This window comes from Streptomyces sp. SID3343, from assembly GCF_009865215.1.
GTDB lineage: Bacteria > Actinomycetota > Actinomycetes > Streptomycetales > Streptomycetaceae > Embleya.
In genome coordinates this window covers 1-17,163 of the sequence record NZ_WWJX01000260.1, presented here as the reverse complement: position 1 = coordinate 17,163, position 17,163 = coordinate 1, and the positions used below count along the sequence as shown (strand labels likewise).

General features: G+C 71.1%; 12 protein-coding genes. 5 read left to right on the top strand and 7 right to left on the bottom strand.

What is annotated here, in order from left to right:
• The coding region (locus GT354_RS09010) for a TIGR02680 family protein (protein WP_161355739.1) at positions 1-2,675 on the top strand (2,675 nt) is incomplete at its 5' end.
• Positions 2,672-4,045 (top strand): TIGR02679 family protein, encoded by a 1,374-nt coding sequence (locus GT354_RS09005; RefSeq protein ID WP_346011943.1) that lies wholly within the window; start codon positions 2,672-2,674, stop codon positions 4,043-4,045. The genes GT354_RS09010 and GT354_RS09005, both read left to right, overlap by 4 nt.
• A gap of 301 nt (positions 4,046-4,346) precedes the next feature.
• Here the strand turns inward: GT354_RS09005 and GT354_RS09000 are convergent, their stop codons facing one another.
• Complete coding sequence (locus GT354_RS09000) at positions 4,347-6,482, bottom strand: 3-hydroxyacyl-CoA dehydrogenase NAD-binding domain-containing protein (RefSeq protein ID WP_161355738.1); 2,136 nt, start codon at positions 6,480-6,482, stop codon at positions 4,347-4,349.
• Positions 6,479-7,696 carry a thiolase family protein gene (locus GT354_RS08995; RefSeq protein WP_161355737.1) on the bottom strand — a complete coding sequence of 406 codons (1,218 nt, stop codon included), beginning with the start codon at positions 7,694-7,696 and terminating at the stop codon, positions 6,479-6,481. Before GT354_RS08995 ends, GT354_RS09000 begins: the two co-directional genes overlap by 4 nt.
• Positions 7,697-8,199: 503 nt before the next feature.
• Here GT354_RS08995 and efeO point away from each other — a divergent pair.
• Positions 8,200-9,333: an iron uptake system protein EfeO gene (efeO, locus tag GT354_RS08990; RefSeq protein WP_237534535.1), complete on the top strand. Its 1,134-nt coding sequence runs from the start codon at positions 8,200-8,202 to the stop codon at positions 9,331-9,333.
• Positions 9,334-9,468: 135 nt separating this feature from the next.
• Entirely contained in the window at positions 9,469-10,761 is a 1,293-nt protein-coding gene (gene efeB / locus GT354_RS08985; protein WP_161355736.1) for an iron uptake transporter deferrochelatase/peroxidase subunit, read from the top strand.
• 80 nt (positions 10,762-10,841) lie between these two features.
• Here the strand turns inward: efeB and efeU are convergent, their stop codons facing one another.
• The 4 genes from efeU to GT354_RS08965 form a co-directional block, all read right to left on the bottom strand.
• Positions 10,842-11,687: an iron uptake transporter permease EfeU gene (gene efeU / locus GT354_RS08980; RefSeq protein ID WP_161355740.1), complete on the bottom strand. Its 846-nt coding sequence runs from the start codon at positions 11,685-11,687 to the stop codon at positions 10,842-10,844.
• 147 nt (positions 11,688-11,834) lie between these two features.
• Positions 11,835-13,115 (bottom strand): ribonuclease D, encoded by a 1,281-nt coding sequence (locus tag GT354_RS08975; protein WP_161355735.1) that lies wholly within the window; start codon positions 13,113-13,115, stop codon positions 11,835-11,837.
• 384 nt (positions 13,116-13,499) lie between these two features.
• Positions 13,500-14,168 (bottom strand): response regulator transcription factor, encoded by a 669-nt coding sequence (locus tag GT354_RS08970; protein WP_161355734.1) that lies wholly within the window; start codon positions 14,166-14,168, stop codon positions 13,500-13,502.
• Positions 14,169-14,347: 179 nt separating this feature from the next.
• A complete protein-coding gene (locus GT354_RS08965; protein ID WP_161355733.1) occupies positions 14,348-14,947 on the bottom strand; it encodes a DUF3000 domain-containing protein in 600 nt (199 codons plus the stop codon).
• Positions 14,948-15,039: 92 nt separating this feature from the next.
• On the opposite strand from GT354_RS08965, the gene hemE reads away from it, so the two are divergent.
• Positions 15,040-16,104: a uroporphyrinogen decarboxylase gene (gene hemE / locus GT354_RS08960; RefSeq protein ID WP_161355732.1), complete on the top strand. Its 1,065-nt coding sequence runs from the start codon at positions 15,040-15,042 to the stop codon at positions 16,102-16,104.
• 117 nt (positions 16,105-16,221) lie between these two features.
• Here the strand turns inward: hemE and GT354_RS08955 are convergent.
• Positions 16,222-17,163: DUF4349 domain-containing protein (locus GT354_RS08955; protein ID WP_161355731.1), on the bottom strand; the 942-nt coding region annotated here is incomplete at its 5' end.

Sequence of the window (17,163 nt, the reverse complement as noted above, 5' to 3'; positions counted from 1 at the left end):
CCGAGGTCGAGCAGGCCGGCACCGCCTTCGCCGAACGGGTACGCGCGTGGGCGCACCCGCTCGGCGAGGCGGCCGCGCCGATCCTGGCCCTGGTGACCGCACCACAGGACGACTCGCCGGCCTTGGAGGATCGGGCGCTGCCGGCCGAGACGCGCGACGAGGTCGAGCTCGCCGCGCGCACGATCGTGGATCCGCTCACCGCCGCGCTCGACGCGCGCCGCGACCGAACCCGCGAGGCCGTGCGGGCGGCAGCCGCCGAACTCGACGCGCTGCGCGCCGAGCACCTCGCGTGGACACGAAGCTCGGACCCCGAGCCCGAGGCCGGGCCCCACCGGACGGCGGTCCGCGCCCCGGGCACCGGCGCGCCGCTGTATCGCCTGGTCGACTTCGCCTCCCACCTGACCGCTGCCGAACAAGCCGGTCTGGAAGCCGCGTTGGAGGCGTCGGGGCTGCTCGACGGATGGGTCACCGCAGAGGGACACGTACTGAGTGCGGACACCCGGGACGTACTCCTGTCGCCGACCGAAACGTCGGCCGGCCCGACCCTGGCCGATGTGCTCGACCCGGTAACCGTGCCCGGCAGCGGGGTGAGCGGCCGACAGGTCGTCACCCTGCTGCGCTCGATCGCGCTGCGCTCGGCCGCGCCGCACGAGCAGGCCGACCGGATCGCCCCACACGGGGAGATCAGCCGGATCTCCGCGCCCGAGCAGACCAGCCGCATCGCCCCCGACGGCACCTGGCGGCTCGGCGTGGCATCCGGCGCGCACACCAAGGAGCGGGCCGAATACGTCGGTGCCGAGGTCCGCGCCGCGACCCGGCGCCGCAGGCTCGCCGAACTCGACGCCCGGATCGAGCACACCCGCCTCGAACACGAGAGCCGGCAAGCCGTACTCGTCGACCTCGATCGTCGCCGCGACGAACTACGAGCGCTCCTGCGAGCGGTGCCCACCGGCCGCGAACTGCACGCCGCCTGGATCAAGTTCGGCGAGGCGCGCGAGCAGGCCCGCGACCTTGCGGGCCGGTCGGCCGACGCGCGTCGGGAGGCGGACGCCAAGCGGGTCGTCGAGGTCAAACGCCGAGAGAGCGCCCAGGCACACGCGACCGGACACGCGCTTCCCGTCGACCGCGCCGAACTGGCCAAGCTGCGCGGGCTCGTGGACCGGGTCCGACACGACGTCGAGGGACTGCGTCGGCGCACGTCGGCGGCGCGCGACGGCCTCGGTACGCACTCGGACGCGCGCGCCGGATGGCGAACGGCTTACGAGGAACACGCCCGCCAGGTGTCCGCGCACGAGGAGAGTCTGCTGCGCCTCGCCGAGGAACAGGCCGGGCTCGCCGTACTGGAAGCAGCCCTCGGCGAGGATCCACAGGCCATCCTGGCCCGGGAACGGGAAGTGTCACGACGCCTGGAGGACGCGCGTCGGGAGATCCGCCCGGCCGAACTGGCCGTGAACGAGACCCACGACCAGGCGATCCGGGCGGAGGCCGAACGCGACGCCCGCAAGGCGGACCTGACCGCCCTGGAGGAAGCGGTGGTCACCTCCGGGAGCGAACTGCGCCGCGCGCTCGCACTGCCCGAGGTCCAGCGCGGAGCCGGTCTCGACGCGGCCGAGACGTTGATCGCCCCGGAGACCCCCGGTAGCGACGTGCGGTCGCGCATCCGCGCCCTCGACGGGCTCCTTCGCGAGATCCGCGAGCGGCTCGGCCCGCGGACGAAGGACGTGTCCGACACGACCCTGCTCAACCGCTACACCGAGCTGCAGGCCGGCCTGCGCGGTGGCTACGACGCGGTGCTGACCGAGGTCGACGGCGTCAAGCTGTGCCACATCACCGACGACCACGGTCGACACGACGTCGCGCTGATCGCCCGCCGGCTCGCCGAGCAGGCCCAGGACGCGCGCACCCGCCTCTCGGAGCGCGAGCGCGAGGTCTTCGAGCGCTACCTGCTCGGCGAGTTGGGCGACAATCTGACCGGACAGGTGTTCGCGGCGAAATCCCTGATCGCGCTGATGAACGAGACGCTGGACGGCGTACGCACATCGCACGGCCTCGGCGCGCGCCTGGTCTGGAAGATCCGCGAGGACGCCGACGCCGACATCCGCGCCGCGGTCGACCTGCTCGACGGGCCCGCGGCCCTGCGCTCGCGCGAGGACGCGGAGAGTCTGCGCGTGGTACTGCAGCGCCTGATCGAGACCGAACGGCACAAGGACCCGACGGCCGGCTACGCGCTGCATCTGCGCAGGGCGCTCGACTACCGGGAGTGGCACACCTTCGCCGTTCAGGTGCTCGACGACGCCCGCCCGGGCACTGCGCGTACGCTCAACGCCCGGATCGGCCTGAGCCAGGGCGAACAACGGGTGATCTCCTACCTCGTCCTGTTCGCCACCGCTGCCGCGCACTTCGAGTCGGTCGCGGCCGGCGCGGTGCAGGCGCCGCGCATGATCCTGCTCGACGACGCGTTCGCAAAGGTCGACGAACCCACTCACGGGCGCCTGTTGGGCCTGCTGGTACGCCTCGACCTCGACTTCGTGCTGACCAGCGAACGGTTGTGGGGTACGTTCCGCGAGGTGCCGTCCCTGCACATCTACGAATGCCTGCGCGACCCGCACCATCGTGGCGTGGCGACGCTGCACTTCACATGGGACGGCTCGCAAAAGCGCCTGGTCGCAACGTGAGCGCCCACCCACCCGACGGTGCGCCGGCGGCGACCCCAAGCCCCCGCGAGAGGGCGCCGGATCCCGCCGTACATCCGAACGCGCCGGCCTCCGCCCCACAACCCGACGCGCCCGCTCCCGCCCCACAACCCGACGCGCCCCCCTCCCGGACGGTTTCCCCCGACACCCTGGCCTGGCTTGCCCGCCCCGAACTCGCCGGCCTGTGGCAACGCCTGCGCGCCCGCCTGGAGCGCAACGGCCGCGCCGTCCGCGGTCACCTCCGTAGCGCCCACTGGGACCAGGCCGAGCGGCGCGAACTGGCGATGCTGCTCGGCAAGTCCGTCCCGCCCACCGGCAATGTCACCGTGTCCCTGGCCGACGTGGACGCCCGCCTGCGCGCCGGCACCGGCGGCCTCGTCGCCGCGCTCGAAGCCCTCGGCGACCCCGTACGCGACCGCCAGGGCGAACGCCGCAGCGCGCACGACACCACGACCCGACTGTGGGACGAGGCCGCCGTGATCGCCGATCACGACTGGGTCGACTCCGTACGCCGGTCGGGCGCCTTGGCCCGCCTGGACGCGGACACCGCGCTCCGCCTGATCGAACAGGGTGCACGCGTGCTGACCACCATCGACCCGGACCACCCCGTCGGCCGCGGGGACCTGGCCGCCCGCGTCACCGGTACCGCCCACGGCCTCGACGACGGCACCCTGCTGGCCCGCATCGTCCTGCGCGGATTGGCCCGAGAGCACACCGGCGGCGTACTCCCCACGAATGCCCGGGCTCGCCGCGACCTGTGGCGCGCGGCCGGTGCGACGACCGACGAGGTCTCGGCCACGGTCCTGACCCTTGGCCTGCGCCCGCCCGGCTCCACGCCGGCGGCGAGGATGCTGCGCGAGCGCGCGGACGCGGGCTTCGAGACGCACCTGACGATCCGTGAGATCCGCCGTCTGGCCGGGCCACCCGTTGCCCCCGGTACGACGGTCCACGTCTGCGAGAACCCACGTGTGGTCGAACTCGCCGCCGACCGCGGCGCCCGAACCCCGCTCGTATGCACCGCCGGCAACCCGGCCACGGTGGTGACCACTCTCCTCGGCGCCCTCGCCGAAGCGGGCGCCGACCTGCGCTACCACGGCGACTTCGACTGGCCGGGCCTGGCCATGGCAGACCGGATCCTGAGCCGCTTCGGTGCCCACGCCTGGCGCATGACAGCCGCCGACTACGAGGAGGGCGTGACCGCAGCCGCCACCGAAGGCGTGCCGCTGGAACCCCTGACCGGCCGACCCCACGAAGCCTCCTGGGACTCTGAACTCACCGCAACCATGCTCGCCCTGCGCGTAAAACTCGAAGAGGAATCCGTCCTCGCCTCCCTGGCCCTGGACCTGACCTGACCTGACCTGACCCCCAGGACCACCCACACCCAGACCCACACCCACACCGGTCCGCAATCTGCGACATCTCCACAAGTCCGATTCCGAAGCCGCCTTCAGACCCGCGCGAACCACCCGCACAAGCCACCTGCACAAACCACCTGCACAAACCGCCCGCGCGAACAGCCCACACGAACCGAAAACGCCCGAAAGGCGGCCCGGTTACCCCGGACCGCCCTTCGGAATGCGCCTACCACGCCGGCTACGCGCCCAGCGCACGCAGCGCACCTACACGCCCACCACGCCTACACGCCCACCACACCTACCGCGGCACCGACGCAACCCCCACCGGGAGGAAGCGCCTGCCCACGGTCTTCTCGCTGACGCCCGACCGGTCCAGGTACGGTGTGATGCCGCCCAGGTGGAACGGCCAGCCCGCGCCGGTGAGCATGCACAGGTCGATGTCCTGCGGGGCGGCCACGACGCCCTCTTCGAGCATGCGGTTGATCTCGTCGGCCAAGGCGGCCAACGCGCGCTCGCGGACCTGCTCCTCGGTGGAGGGGGAGTCGCCCACCTCCAGGAGGGCGGCGACCTCCGGGTCGATCTCCTGCGCGCCCGACGCCCACGTCAGGAACGAGCGCTTGCCCGCCTTGACGACGCGCTCCAGGTTGGCGGAGACACCGAAGCGGTCCGGGAAGGCGCCGTGCAGGGTGCCGCCGACGTGTGCGGCGATGGCCGGACCGACGAGTTCGAGCAGCACCATCGGCGACATCGGCAGGCCCAGCGGGGCGAGCGCGTTGTCGGCGACCTCGATCGGGGTGCCCTCGTCGACCGCGGCGAGCACCTCGCCCAGGAAGCGGGTGAGGATCCGGTTGACCACGAACGCCGGGGCGTCCTTGACCAGGACCGAGGTCTTCTTGAGCTGCTTGGACACGGCGAAGGCGGTCGCGAGGGCGCCGTCGTCGGTCTGCTCGGCCCGAACGATCTCCAGCAACGGGAGCACGGCCACCGGATTGAAGAAGTGGAAGCCGACGACCCGCTCGGGGTGCTCCAGCTTCGACGCCATCTCGGTGATCGACAGCGACGACGTGTTGGTGGCCAGGACACACGTCGGCGAGACCACGGCCTCGACCTCGGCGAACACCTGCTGCTTGACCGACATTTCCTCGAACACGGCCTCGATCACGAAGTCGGCGTCGGCGAACGCGTCCTTCGTCAGCGAACCCGACACCAGCGCCTTGAGGCGGTTCGCGGCGTCCGGCGAGATGCGCTTTCGCAGCAGCAGCTTGTCGACCTCGTCGTGCACGTAGCCGACGCCCTTGTCCACGCGCTCCTGGTCGATGTCGGTCAGCACGACCGGCACCCGCAGGCGACGCGCGAACAGCAGTGCGAGCTGAGAGGCCATCAGGCCGGCGCCCACGACGCCGACCTTGGTGACCGGGCGGGCCAACTTGCGGTCGGGCGCGCCGGCCGGGCGCTTGGCGCGCTTTTGGATCAGGTTGAACGAGTACAGGCCCGCGCGCAGTTCGTCGCCCATGATCAGGTCGGCGAGCGCGTCGTCCTCGGCGTCGAAGCCGGCCTCTAGGGAGGCCACGTCACCGAGGCGGGCGTCGCGCGCGGCGTCGATGATCTCCAGCGCGCGGTACGGCGCGGGGGAGGCCCCGTGCACCTTCGAGTCGGCGATCGCGCGACCGCGGGCGATCGCCGCGTCCCAGCCCTCGCCGCGGTCGATCTCCGGGCGGTCGACGACGATTTCGCCGCTGAGGACCTTGCCCGCCCACACGAGCGACTGGGCCACGAAGTCGGCCGAGTCGACGAGCGCGTCGGCGATCCCGAGCTTGTAGGCCTTGGGGCCGTTGAGCTGGCGGTTTTGGTTGAGGGCGTTCTCGATGACGACCGTGACCGCGTTGTCGGGGCCGATCAGGTTCGGCAGTAGTACGCAGCCGCCCCAACCCGGGACCAGGCCCAGGAAGCATTCCGGCAGCGAGAACGCCGGTACCGCCGTGGAGATGGTGCGGTAGGTGCAGTGCAGAGCGATCTCGACGCCGCCGCCCATCGCCGCGCCGTTGTAGAACGCGAACGTGGGCACGCTCAGCGTGGTCAGGCGCTTGAACGTGTCGTGGCCGGCCTTGCCGATGGCGTGCGCGTGTTCGCGGGCGCCGACCTTCTCGACGCCCTTGAGGTCGGCGCCGACCGCGAAGATGAACGGCTTGCCGGTGACCCCCGCGGCCACGACGTCGCCGGCGGCGGCGAGCGCCTCGACCTTGTCGATCGCGTTGTCGAGTTCGCCGAGCCCCGCGGGCCCGAAGGTGTTCGGTTTCGTGTGGTCGAAGCCGTTGTCGATGGTGATCAGCGCGAACTTCCCCGCGCCGCCCGGGAGATCGAGCACGCGCACGGGGAAGTGCGACACCAGTTCGTCCGGGAACACCTCGGCGGCCAGTTGCGTGAGGTCGCTCACTTGTCGTCCCCCTCGGAGGTCGCGGTCCAGTTCGGGTTCTCCCAGATGACGGTCCCGCCCATGCCGAGCCCGATGCACATCGAGGTCAGGCCGTAGCGGACCTCGGGGTGGTCCTCGAACTGCCGTGCGAGCTGCGTCATCAGCCGGACTCCCGACGAGGCGAGCGGGTGGCCGTAGGCGATCGCGCCGCCGTACTTGTTGACGCGCTCGTCGTCGTCGGCGATGCCGTAGTGGTCCAAAAACGACAGGACCTGGACCGCGAACGCCTCGTTCAGCTCGAACAGGCCGATGTCGTCGATGGTGAGACCGGCGCGCTCCAGGGCCTTCTCGGTGGCCGGGATCGGGCCGATGCCCATCACCTCGGGCTCGACACCGGCGAACGCGAACTGGACGAGCCGCATCTTGACGGGCAGGCCCAGTTCGCGCGCGGTGTCCTCGGAGGCGAGCAGACACGCGGTCGCGCCGTCGTTGAGGCCGGCCGCGTTGCCCGCGGTGACTCGGCCGTGCGGACGAAACGGGGTCTTGAGCGCGCCGAGGCCCTCCAGCGTGGTGCCGGGGCGCATCGGCTCGTCGGCCGTGGCCAGGCCCCAGCCCTGCTCGACCGATCGCGTCGCGACGGGCACCAGGTCGGGCTGGATCAGGTTGTCCGCGTACGCCTTGGCGGCCTTCTCCTGGCTGCCGAGCGCGAACGTGTCGGAACGCTCCTTGGTCAGTTGCGGGAAGCGGTCGTGGATGTTCTCCGCGGTGTTGCCCATGACCAGCGCCGAGGGGTCCACGAGTTGCTCGGAGATGATCCGCGGGTTCGGGTCGGCGCCCTCGCCCATGGGGTGGCGGCCCATGTGCTCGACGCCACCGGCGACGACGACGTCGTACGCGCCGAACGCGATTCCGCCGGCGGCCGTGGTGACCGCCGTCATGGCGCCCGCGCACATGCGGTCGATCGAGTAGCCGGGCACCGACTGCGGCAGGCCCGCGAGCAGCGCCGCGGTGCGGCCGATGGTCAGGCCCTGGTCGCCGATCTGGGTGGTCGCCGCGATGGCGACGTCGTCGACGCGGGCCGGCGGCAGCGACGGGTTGCGGCGCATCAGCTCACGGATGCACGCGATGACGAGGTCGTCGGCACGCGTCTCGTGATAGATGCCCTTGGGGCCGGCCTTGCCGAAGGGGGTACGGACGCCGTCCACGAAGACGACGTCCCTGACGTTACGAGGCACGAGCGCACACTCCTCCTGCGATGGGTACGGGCCCCATGCTACTCATGAGTAACCAAAGGTCCTAGCCCTCGGTCCCCTTGTCCGGATTCGGGTCGTACGTACACGCGAGCGGGTGAGGGCGAGCGCGCCGGCGTGTGGGTCGGGGCGAGCGAGGCGACCCGCGGGGCGCACGCGCGCGGTCCACCGATGTCCGGATACGTGCATCATCCGGAGGTCGGCCGGGCGACGTGACGAGATCCACGCGTGAGGGCACCGGCCTTTGCCTGGTCTTGACTACAGGTGGACTTCCGGCCGGCAAAATGAGCCGAGCCTAGCCTTGGTTAGCCTTGCCTAACCTTTGTACTACGTTTGTCCCGGTATTTCGTGAGCCTCGGTCCGGATTCGTCCCGGCTTCTCGGCCGCTCGCAGTCTGCCCCACTCCGTGGTTCCACCATCTCGATCGCCCGCTGTTTCCGTCCTTCGTCCTGTCTCCATCCTTGTGTGTTCCGTCCCCGGGAGAGTCCATGCCTGCCGTCCACCGCCGTTCCACCGCCCGCGTGGTGGGTGCAGGTCTGCTGCTCGCGATGCCGCTCGCGCTGACCGCGTGCAGCAGCGACAAGTCCTCCGGCGACGCCGTCAAGGTCACGGCCAAGGACAAGTCGTGCGACGTGGCGAAGAAGGACTGGCCCGCCGGCAAGAACAGCATCAAGGTCACCAACAAGGGCAACCAGGTCACCGAGCTGTACGTGTACGCCCAGGGCGACCGGATCGTCACCGAACGGGAGAACATCGGCCCCGGTACGTCCGCCACGCTCAACTTCGAGATCAAGGCCGGCACGTACGAGGTCGCCTGCAAGCCGGGCATGAAGGGTGACGGCATCCGCCAGACGGTCACCGTCGCCGGCACTCCCGAGCAGAAGCCGGTGGACCCGCGCCTGGCGACCGCCGTCGCGCACTACCGCGCGTTCACGACCGAGACCGTCGACATGATGATGCCGCTCGCGACGGAGTTCGTGAACGCGGTCAAGGCCGGCGACGTCGCCAAGGCCAAGGAGTGGTACCCGCAGTCGCGCCTGGGCTGGGAGACCATCGAGACCGTGGCCGAGAGCTTCGGCGACCTCGACCCGCAGATGGACGCGCGCGAAGCCGACCTGGAGCCGGGCCAGGAGTGGACCGGGTGGCACCGCCTGGAGAAGACCCTGTGGACCACGGGCACGATCACCGACGCAGACAAGGGCTACGCGGACCGGCTGATGGCCGACCTCAAGACCCTCCAGTCGAAGATCGGCACCGCCGAGATCACCCCCACCTCGATCGCCAACGGCGCCAAGGGCCTGCTCGACGAGGTCGCCACCGGCAAGATCACCGGTGAGGAAGAGGCGTTCAGCCACACCGACCTGTGGGACTTCGCGGGCAACGTGGACGGCGCCAAGAAGGCGTACGAGTTGCTCAAGCCCTACGTGGCGGAGAAGGACGCGGCCCTTGCCGCTACCCTCGACGGCGAGTTCGCCAAGATCCAGGGTCTGCTGGCCAAGTACAAGCAGGGCCAGGGCTACGTCTCCTACGACACGGTCACCGAGGAGCAGCGCAAGGAACTGTCCGACTCCGTCAACGCGCTCGGCGAGCCGCTGTCCAAGCTCGCCGGCGTCGTCGCGTAACTCCCGACGGGGGACACGAGCGCAACCGCCCCCGAGACCGGAGGACACGAGCGGTACCGCTCGACGACGGGCAGCAGCGCCCCGACCAGGACCCGCGCGGCACCGCGTCAACCGAACATCACCAGGGAGGGCCCCATGACCGAGATCGAACACGTCGACGAGACGGTCGAGTCGGACGAGTCGGCCCCGCCGGCAGACGGCGGTTTCAGCCGCCGGGCCCTCCTGGGGTGGACCGGCGGCGCGTTGGTCGTGGGCGCGGCGGCGGCCGGTGGAGTAGCCGCCGCGGTCACCGACGACGCCACACCGGCCGGACCCTCCCACGGTGCGGTCGCCTTCCGGGGCGCCGTCCAGGCCGGCATCGCGACGCCGGTTCAGGACCGGCTGCACTTTTGCGTGTTCGACGTGGTCACCGACGACCGCGCCAAGCTCGTGCGGATGCTCCGGCAGTGGACCGCCGCGGCCGCCGCGATGGCCGCGGGGGACGCGATCGGGACCGGCGCCGACAGCGGCGTCCCGGAGTCCCCGCCCGACGACACCGGCGAGGCGATCGGGCTGCCGCCGGCCAACCTGACGCTCACCGTCGGGTTCGGTCCGTCGCTGTTCACCAAGGACGGCAAGGACCGATTCGGCATCGCCGAGAAGAAGCCCGAGGCGCTCGCCGACCTGCCCGCCTTCCCCGGCGACAACCTCGACCCGCAGCGTTCCGGCGGCGACATCGCGGTCCAGGCGTGCTCCGACGACCCGCAGGTCGCGGTGCACGCGATCCGCAACCTGGCCCGGATCGGCTTCGGCGTCGTATCGGTGCGCTGGTCGCAGCTGGGCTTCGGCAAGACGTCCTCGACCACGCCGGACGCGATGACCCCGCGCAACCTGTTCGGGTTCAAGGACGGCACGCGCAACATCGCCGGCACCGAGACCGACCGACTGCACGAGCACGTGTGGGTGCCGGCCGGCGAGGGCCCCGAGTGGATGACCAACGGGTCCTACCTCGTCGCGCGCCGGATCCGGATGCACATCGAGACGTGGGACCGCACCTCGCTCGTGGAACAGCAGGACGTGATCGGGCGCTCCAAGGGCGTGGGCGCACCGCAGGGTGCCACCGGCGAGCACGACCCGGTGCCGCTGAAGGCGCTGCCGGCGAACGCGCACGTGCGCCTGTCGCACCCCGACAGCAACGGCGGCGCGACCATCCTGCGCCGCGGCTACTCGTTCGTCGACGGCTCGGACGGCCTCGGCCGCCTCGAGGCGGGCCTGTTCTTCCTGGCCTATCAGCGCGACCCGCGCAAGGGCTTCGTCCCGGTCCAACAGAACCTGGCCGGCAAGGACGCGATGAACGAATACATCCAGCACGTGGGCTCGGCCCTGTTCGCCTGTCCCGGCGGCGTCGCGCACGCCGACGACTACTGGGGCAAGGCGCTGTTCGGGTAGGCGGCGGGACCTCTTACGCACGACCCGGGGGTCGGCACCGGTTGCCCGGTGCCGACCCCCGGGTCGTGCGCGCGTTCGGGTCAGGCCGCCGCGGGCTCGCGCGGGGCGGGGACCCCGGCCTTGGGCGTGCCCTTGGGGAGCAGGAAGAACAGGAGCATGACCGGGACCAGGTAGAGCGCCCACACGGTGACCTGCAGGACCGTGGGGTCGGACTGGAAGTTGAGGATGCCCTTGAGCAGCGTGCCGTACCAGCTGTCCGGGGGGATCGTGTCGGTGATGTCGAACGCCCGGTTCGTCAGGCCCGGGAGGAAGTCGGCCTCCTGGAGGTCGTGTACGCCGTACGCGAGCACGCCCGCCGCGACCACGACCAGGCCGGCGCCGGTCCACAGGAAGAACTTGGCCAGGTTGATCCGCACCGCGCCGGCGTAGAAGAGGTAGCCCAGGACGACGGCGGTGCCCAGGCCGAGCGCGACGCCGATCATCGGCTCGGTGTTCTCGCCCGTCGAGCGGGCCGTACCCCACACGATGACCGCGGTCTCCAGGCCCTCGCGACCCACCGACAAGAACGCGGTCAGCACGAGCGCGCCGGTGCCCATCGCGAGCGCGTGGTCGAGCTTGCCCTGCAACTCGGCCTTGAGCGCGTGCGACGTACGACGCATCCAGAAGATCATCCAGGTGACCAGCAACACCGCGACGATCGACAGCGAACCGCCGAAGAGTTCCTGCTGCTCGAACGTCATCTCGGCGGAGGTCAGTTCGAGCGTCGCCTCCAGGGCCACGCTCAACGCGACCGCGGCGCCGACGCCGAACCACACGGCGGGCAGCGCGTCACGGCGGTCGCTCTTCACCAAATAGGCGATCAGGATGCTGACGACGAGGGCGGCTTCCAAACCCTCGCGCAGACCGATCAGGTAGTTGGCGAACACTGGCCACCCCGCTTGCTCGAACACATATCGATATTTAGGCGAGGCTAACCAAACCACTTGCCCCAATGTGTCGTCAATGCAGGCAAAGCAAAGCTCGGGTATGGCCGTGAGCGCGACCCACCGGGCGGGATCACCGCCCGGCGCGGGTCAGGCGGTGCTCGTACCGTTCGCCGCGTGCGCGGCCAGGCGCAGGAACGCGCCGGACAGGGCCGGCGCGGTGAGCGCGATCTGCCAGGGGCGCGCACCGAACACCCGCAGGACGTCGCCGACCGCGTCGGAGGTGGGCACCGTGGGCGGGGCCCAGGCGAGCCGGCGCACGTAGTCGGGCGCGAGCAGGTTCTCGGTGGGCAGCGTGTGCTCGTCGGCGATGGCCGCCACGGCCGTCTTGGCGGCCGTCAGACGCTCCGCGGCGGCGGGGTCCTTGTCCGTCCACGCGCGAGCCGGCGGCGGCCCTTCGTGCGGCAGCGTGGACATCGGCAGTTCGACCTCGGGCAGCGCCCGAGCCTCCTCGATCGCGGCCAACCACACGCCGGCCTGGCGGCGGCTGTCGCGACCGGTGAAGCCGGGCAGCGCGAGCAGGGCGGCCACCGACACCGGCCCGGCGAGCGCGGCCTCGACGATCGCGGTGTCCGGAATCACCCGCCCGGGAGAGACGTCCTTGTGCCGCGCGATGGCGTCGCGAGCCAGCCACAGGGACCGCACGATCGCCAACTGGCGACGCCGGCGCACCCGGTGCAGGCCCGACGTGCGGCGCCACGGGTCCACCCGCGGCGACGGCGGCGGCGCGGCGGCGATCGCGGCGAACTCCTGCAGGGCCCAGTCGAGCTTGCCCTGTTCGCCGAGGATGTCCTCCAGCTCGTTGCGCAGCTCGATCAGTACCTCGACGTCCAGCGCCGCGTAGCGCAGCCACGGCTCGGGCAGCGGGCGCGTGGACCAGTCCACCGCCGAGTGCCCCTTCTCCAGCGAGAAGCCGAGCACCGACTCCACCATCGCGCCCAGCCCCACCCGCGGAAACGCCGCGAGCCGGCCGGCCAACTCGGTGTCGAAGATCCGCCGCGGCACCATGCCGACCTCGGCCAGGCACGGCAGATCCTGCGACGCGGCGTGCAGCACCCATTCGGCGTCGACGATCGCGGCGCCGAGCTCGGACAGGTCGGGACACGCGGCGGGATCCACCAGGGCGCTGCCCGCGCCGGCCCGGCGAAGCTGGATGAGATACGCGCGTTGCCCATAGCGATAGCCCGACGCCCGTTCGGCGTCGACGGCGACCGGTCCCGCTCCGGCGGCGAAGGCGGCGACGGTCTCGGCGAGCGCCCGCGGATCCGCCACGACCGGCGGAACGCCCTCACGAGGGGCCAGGAGAGGGACCGGCGCCGGGGGGACCGGCGCCGGAAGTTCGGATGAGGTTTCGAAGGAGGCGTCGGTCACCCCACCAAAATAACCCTCCTGTCCATCCGAATGGGCAGGTCCCCGCCAAGGTGGGCGCGCCACACACGGTGTACGGGGGTCGGAAACAGCACGAAAACGGAACGTGTGGGTCACGCCGGCGACCGACGGGTCGGAAAAAGAGACCGACAGGTCCGGAAACGCCGAATCCCGGCGGGTGGTGTTCACCCGCCGGGATTCGGCCGTAACTGCCATACCTGAGTTGTAGCTGCCATGCCTGAGCTGTAACTGCCATACCTGATGTGATGCCCGGCCTCGATGGGCCCGGCCGTGCCGTACAGGGTGTACCTGTCGTGCGGTGTGTACCTGTCGTGCTTGCTGGTCTCGCTGTGCCTATCGGTCCTGCTGTACTGCTTGCCTGAAGCCTCAGCTGATGATGCCCGCCCGCAATGCGAGGGCCACCATGCCGGCACGGTCGCCCGTGCCCATCTTGCGGGCGATGCGGGCGAGATGGCTTTTGACCGTCAACGCCGACAGGCCCATCGCCTGGCCGATCGCCTTGTTGGATCGGCCCTCCGCGACGAGGCGCAGAACCTCGATCTCGCGCGCCGAAAGCTCCCGGACGCCGGAGCCGGGCTCCGTCCCGCGTGGTTCCGACGGACGCATGCGGTTTGCCTGGGGCATCCCGTGGTGCATACCGGCTTGCCGTGCGTGTCCCGGGTTCAGTCCCGCCCGCGCACCGGTGACGACATAGCCCCGAACGCCCGCGGCAAGCGCGGAACGAACGGCACCGATGTCGTCGGCGGCGGAAAGTGCCAAGCCGTTCGGCCAACCGGACGCGCGCATCTCGGTGAGAAGCGTGAGTCCGGAGCCGTCCGGCAGGTGCACGTCGGCGACACAGAGGTCGCGCGGCGTGCCGGCACGGGATCGAGCCTCGGCGATGGTCGACGCCCCGACGACGTCGCGTACACCGAGGGCCCACAGGTGGCGGATGACCGCGTCACGAACCCGAGGGTCCGCGACGACAACCATTGCCGTGGGCTTGGAAGGACGGTAGGCAAGCAGGTTTGCAGGGTGATCGAGAAGTACCGACACCGGGCCTCCTGCGCAGTGATCGCGATTCCCGAAGAAGCGGCCCGACCAGCTACTCCTTCGGGGTGGTCATCCTGTCCTTCGGCACATATGGCGCTCGGCTTTAGAGGAAGATCCAAATCCGTTATGCGACGTTGACCCGGGTGTGTGACCGCAGGGACCCGGCGGGGTGATTCGGCGGGTCAGGAGCCGGGCCGCGCGGGTCGACGCGGCATGGCCACGACGCCCTCGCCGACCGGAACCGGGGGCAGCCCCGCGCACGTGCACATCAGTTCGGTCCACGCCAACAGATGTGGCAGAAGGTCGTCGCCGACGGGGGTCCACGACGCTCTGACCTCGATCTCCGTCCTGGCGATCTGCCCGGACAGGCCGCCGAAGCCCTGCGACGTGCTGCGGCTGACGGTGCCGCTGGGGGCGCGAAAGCGCGCGTCGACGGCGTGCAGCGACTCGGTGAGCCAGGTCCAGCCGACCTCGGGCAGCAGGGGGTCCATCGCGAGTTCGGGTTCGAGTTCGGCGCGGGTCATCGTGACCACGCGAAACGTCCCCTCCCACGCGTCGTGGCCCGCCGGGTCGTGCAGCAGGACGATCCGGCCACTGCCCAACTCGTCCTCGTCCTCGTCGCCCACCGCGACCTCGCCGGCGAACGCCGCCGAGAAGGGCGCCAGACCCCGTGGTCGGGACATCTCCTCCAGCACGATCTCGGGTCGCAGAACCGCGGCCCGCCACCCGGCCAGCGCCTGCCGGAACTCCTCGGGCTCCACGGTCTCGCCGACTGCTGCCATGCCCCGCAGCCTAGGCGGCCCCGGGGGCGCGATGCCCGGGCGACGCGCCGGGCGGGACGGTCCGTCTGGGCCGCCCCCGGCGGTCTGGGACCATGGCGGACGTGACCGAATCGAGCCTTCCGCACGCCGCCGTCCGTGACTCCGCCTTCCTGCGCGCCTGCCGCCGTGAACCGGTTCCGCACACACCCGTCTGGTTCATGCGTCAAGCCGGGCGTTCGCTGCCCGAGTACCACAAGGCGCGCGAGGGCATCGCGATGCTCGAATCGTGCACGCGGCCCGATCTCGTCACCGAGATCACCTTGCAGCCGGTGCGCCGGCACAGGGTCGACGCGGCCGTCTTCTACAGCGACATCGTCGTCCCGCTCAAGGCGATCGGCATCGACCTCGACATCAAGCCGGGGGTCGGCCCCGTGATCGCCGACCCGATCCGTTCGCGCGCCGACCTCGCGCAGTTGCGGGACCTCACTCCCGAGGACGTCCCCTACGTCACCGAGGCGGTGGGCCAACTCGTCCGCGAACTCGGCGCGACCCCGCTGATCGGCTTCGCCGGGGCGCCGTTCACCCTGGCGAGCTACCTGGTCGAGGGCGGTCCGTCGAAGAACCACGAGCAGACCAAGGCGCTGATGTACGGCGACCCGCAACTGTGGGCCGACCTCGTGGACCGGCTCGCCGGCATCACCTCGGCGTTCCTGCGGGTCCAGATCGAGGCGGGCGCCTCGGCGGTTCAGCTGTTCGACTCGTGGGCGGGGACGTTGTCCGCCGCGGACTATCGCGCGTCCGTGATGCCGGCGAGCGCGAAGGTGTTGAAGTCGGTCGAGCACTACGGGGTGCCGCGGATCCACTTCGGGGTGGGTACGGGAGAACTGCTCACGATGTTCGGCGAGGCCGGGGCCGACGTGGTCGGCGTCGACTGGCGGATCCCGTTGGACGTGGCCGCGAAGCGGGTCGGGCCCGGCAAGGCGCTCCAGGGCAACCTGGACTCGGCGGTGGTCTTCGCGCCCTGGGACGTGGTTCGGGCGAAGACGGACGACGTGCTGGCCGCCGGGCGCGCGGCGGAGGGGCACATCTTCAACCTCGGTCACGGCGTGCTGCCGAACACGGATCCGCAGGTTTTGACGCGCCTGGTGGAGTACGTCCACGAGGCGAGTGCGCGGTAGGCGCGCCGCAGGGCCGGTCGGCCGGTCGGCCGGCTCGTCGCGGGCAATGGCTCGGTGTGCCGGACGGGCCGGGCCGGGCCCGTCCGGCGGGTGGGTGGGTGCGCCGGGTGGGACCGGCTAGTCCTCGTCCCTGTTCTCGTCGTCCCTGTTCTCGTTTTCCTTCGGTGTCGTGGCCGGGGGCGGGGGCGGGGGCGTGGTCGGTGGGAACCGGTCGTGGGGTGGGTTGCCCGAGGCGGGAAGCGAGTCGCCTCGGTGGCGGGCGGTGGCCAGGAGCCGGTTGACGGGGCGGCCGGTGAAGCGGTTGGCCAGCCACAGGAGTACAAGGATCAGCGCGAACGGGAAGACCGCGGCACAGACGACCGAGACCACGCTGCCCGCGGCGTAGAGGGCGTGCCAACCGCCCGACCACGCGTCGCCGACCGAGTCGGCGAAGCCCGAGTCGTCGTCCTCCCCCTTGTCTTTCGGGGGTGCGGCCTTGCCCGGTTCGCCGTCGATGGTGAGCGTGATCGTCGACAGATCGGTCTGCGCGGTGAGCGACTGTTGGCGCTTGAGCAGCGACTCCAGGTCGGCTTCGCGGCGGGTCAGTTCGCTCTCCACGGTGACGATGTCGGAAATCGTGGTGGCCTTGTCCATCAGTTGTCGAGTGCGCTCGACGCTGCGGCGCTGCGACTCGATCCGGCTGTTCACGTCCACGACCTCGTCGGTGACGTCCTTCGCGGCGCGCTGCCGGTTGAGCACCTTGCCGATGCGGCTCAACTCGTCCAACGTCTTGTCGAACTCGGCCGGTGGGACCTTGAGCGTGAGCACGGTGGTCGCGGTCGAGCCGTAGCGCTCCGCCGAGGAGGGGTCGGGCGCGCGTGAGGTGCGCTCGTCGGAGACGAGGCCGCCGTGCAGGCGGGCCACGCCCTGTGCGTCGCCGGTGGCCCGGTCCGGGTCGGGTACGCGTATCCGCAGTTCCGCGGTCAGGACGACCTTGCGTTGGGCGGCGGCCGGGTCGACCGCGGCGGCCGGGCCGTTGCCGGCCGCAGCCTCGTTGGATGCCTTGCCCGGGGTGGGTTG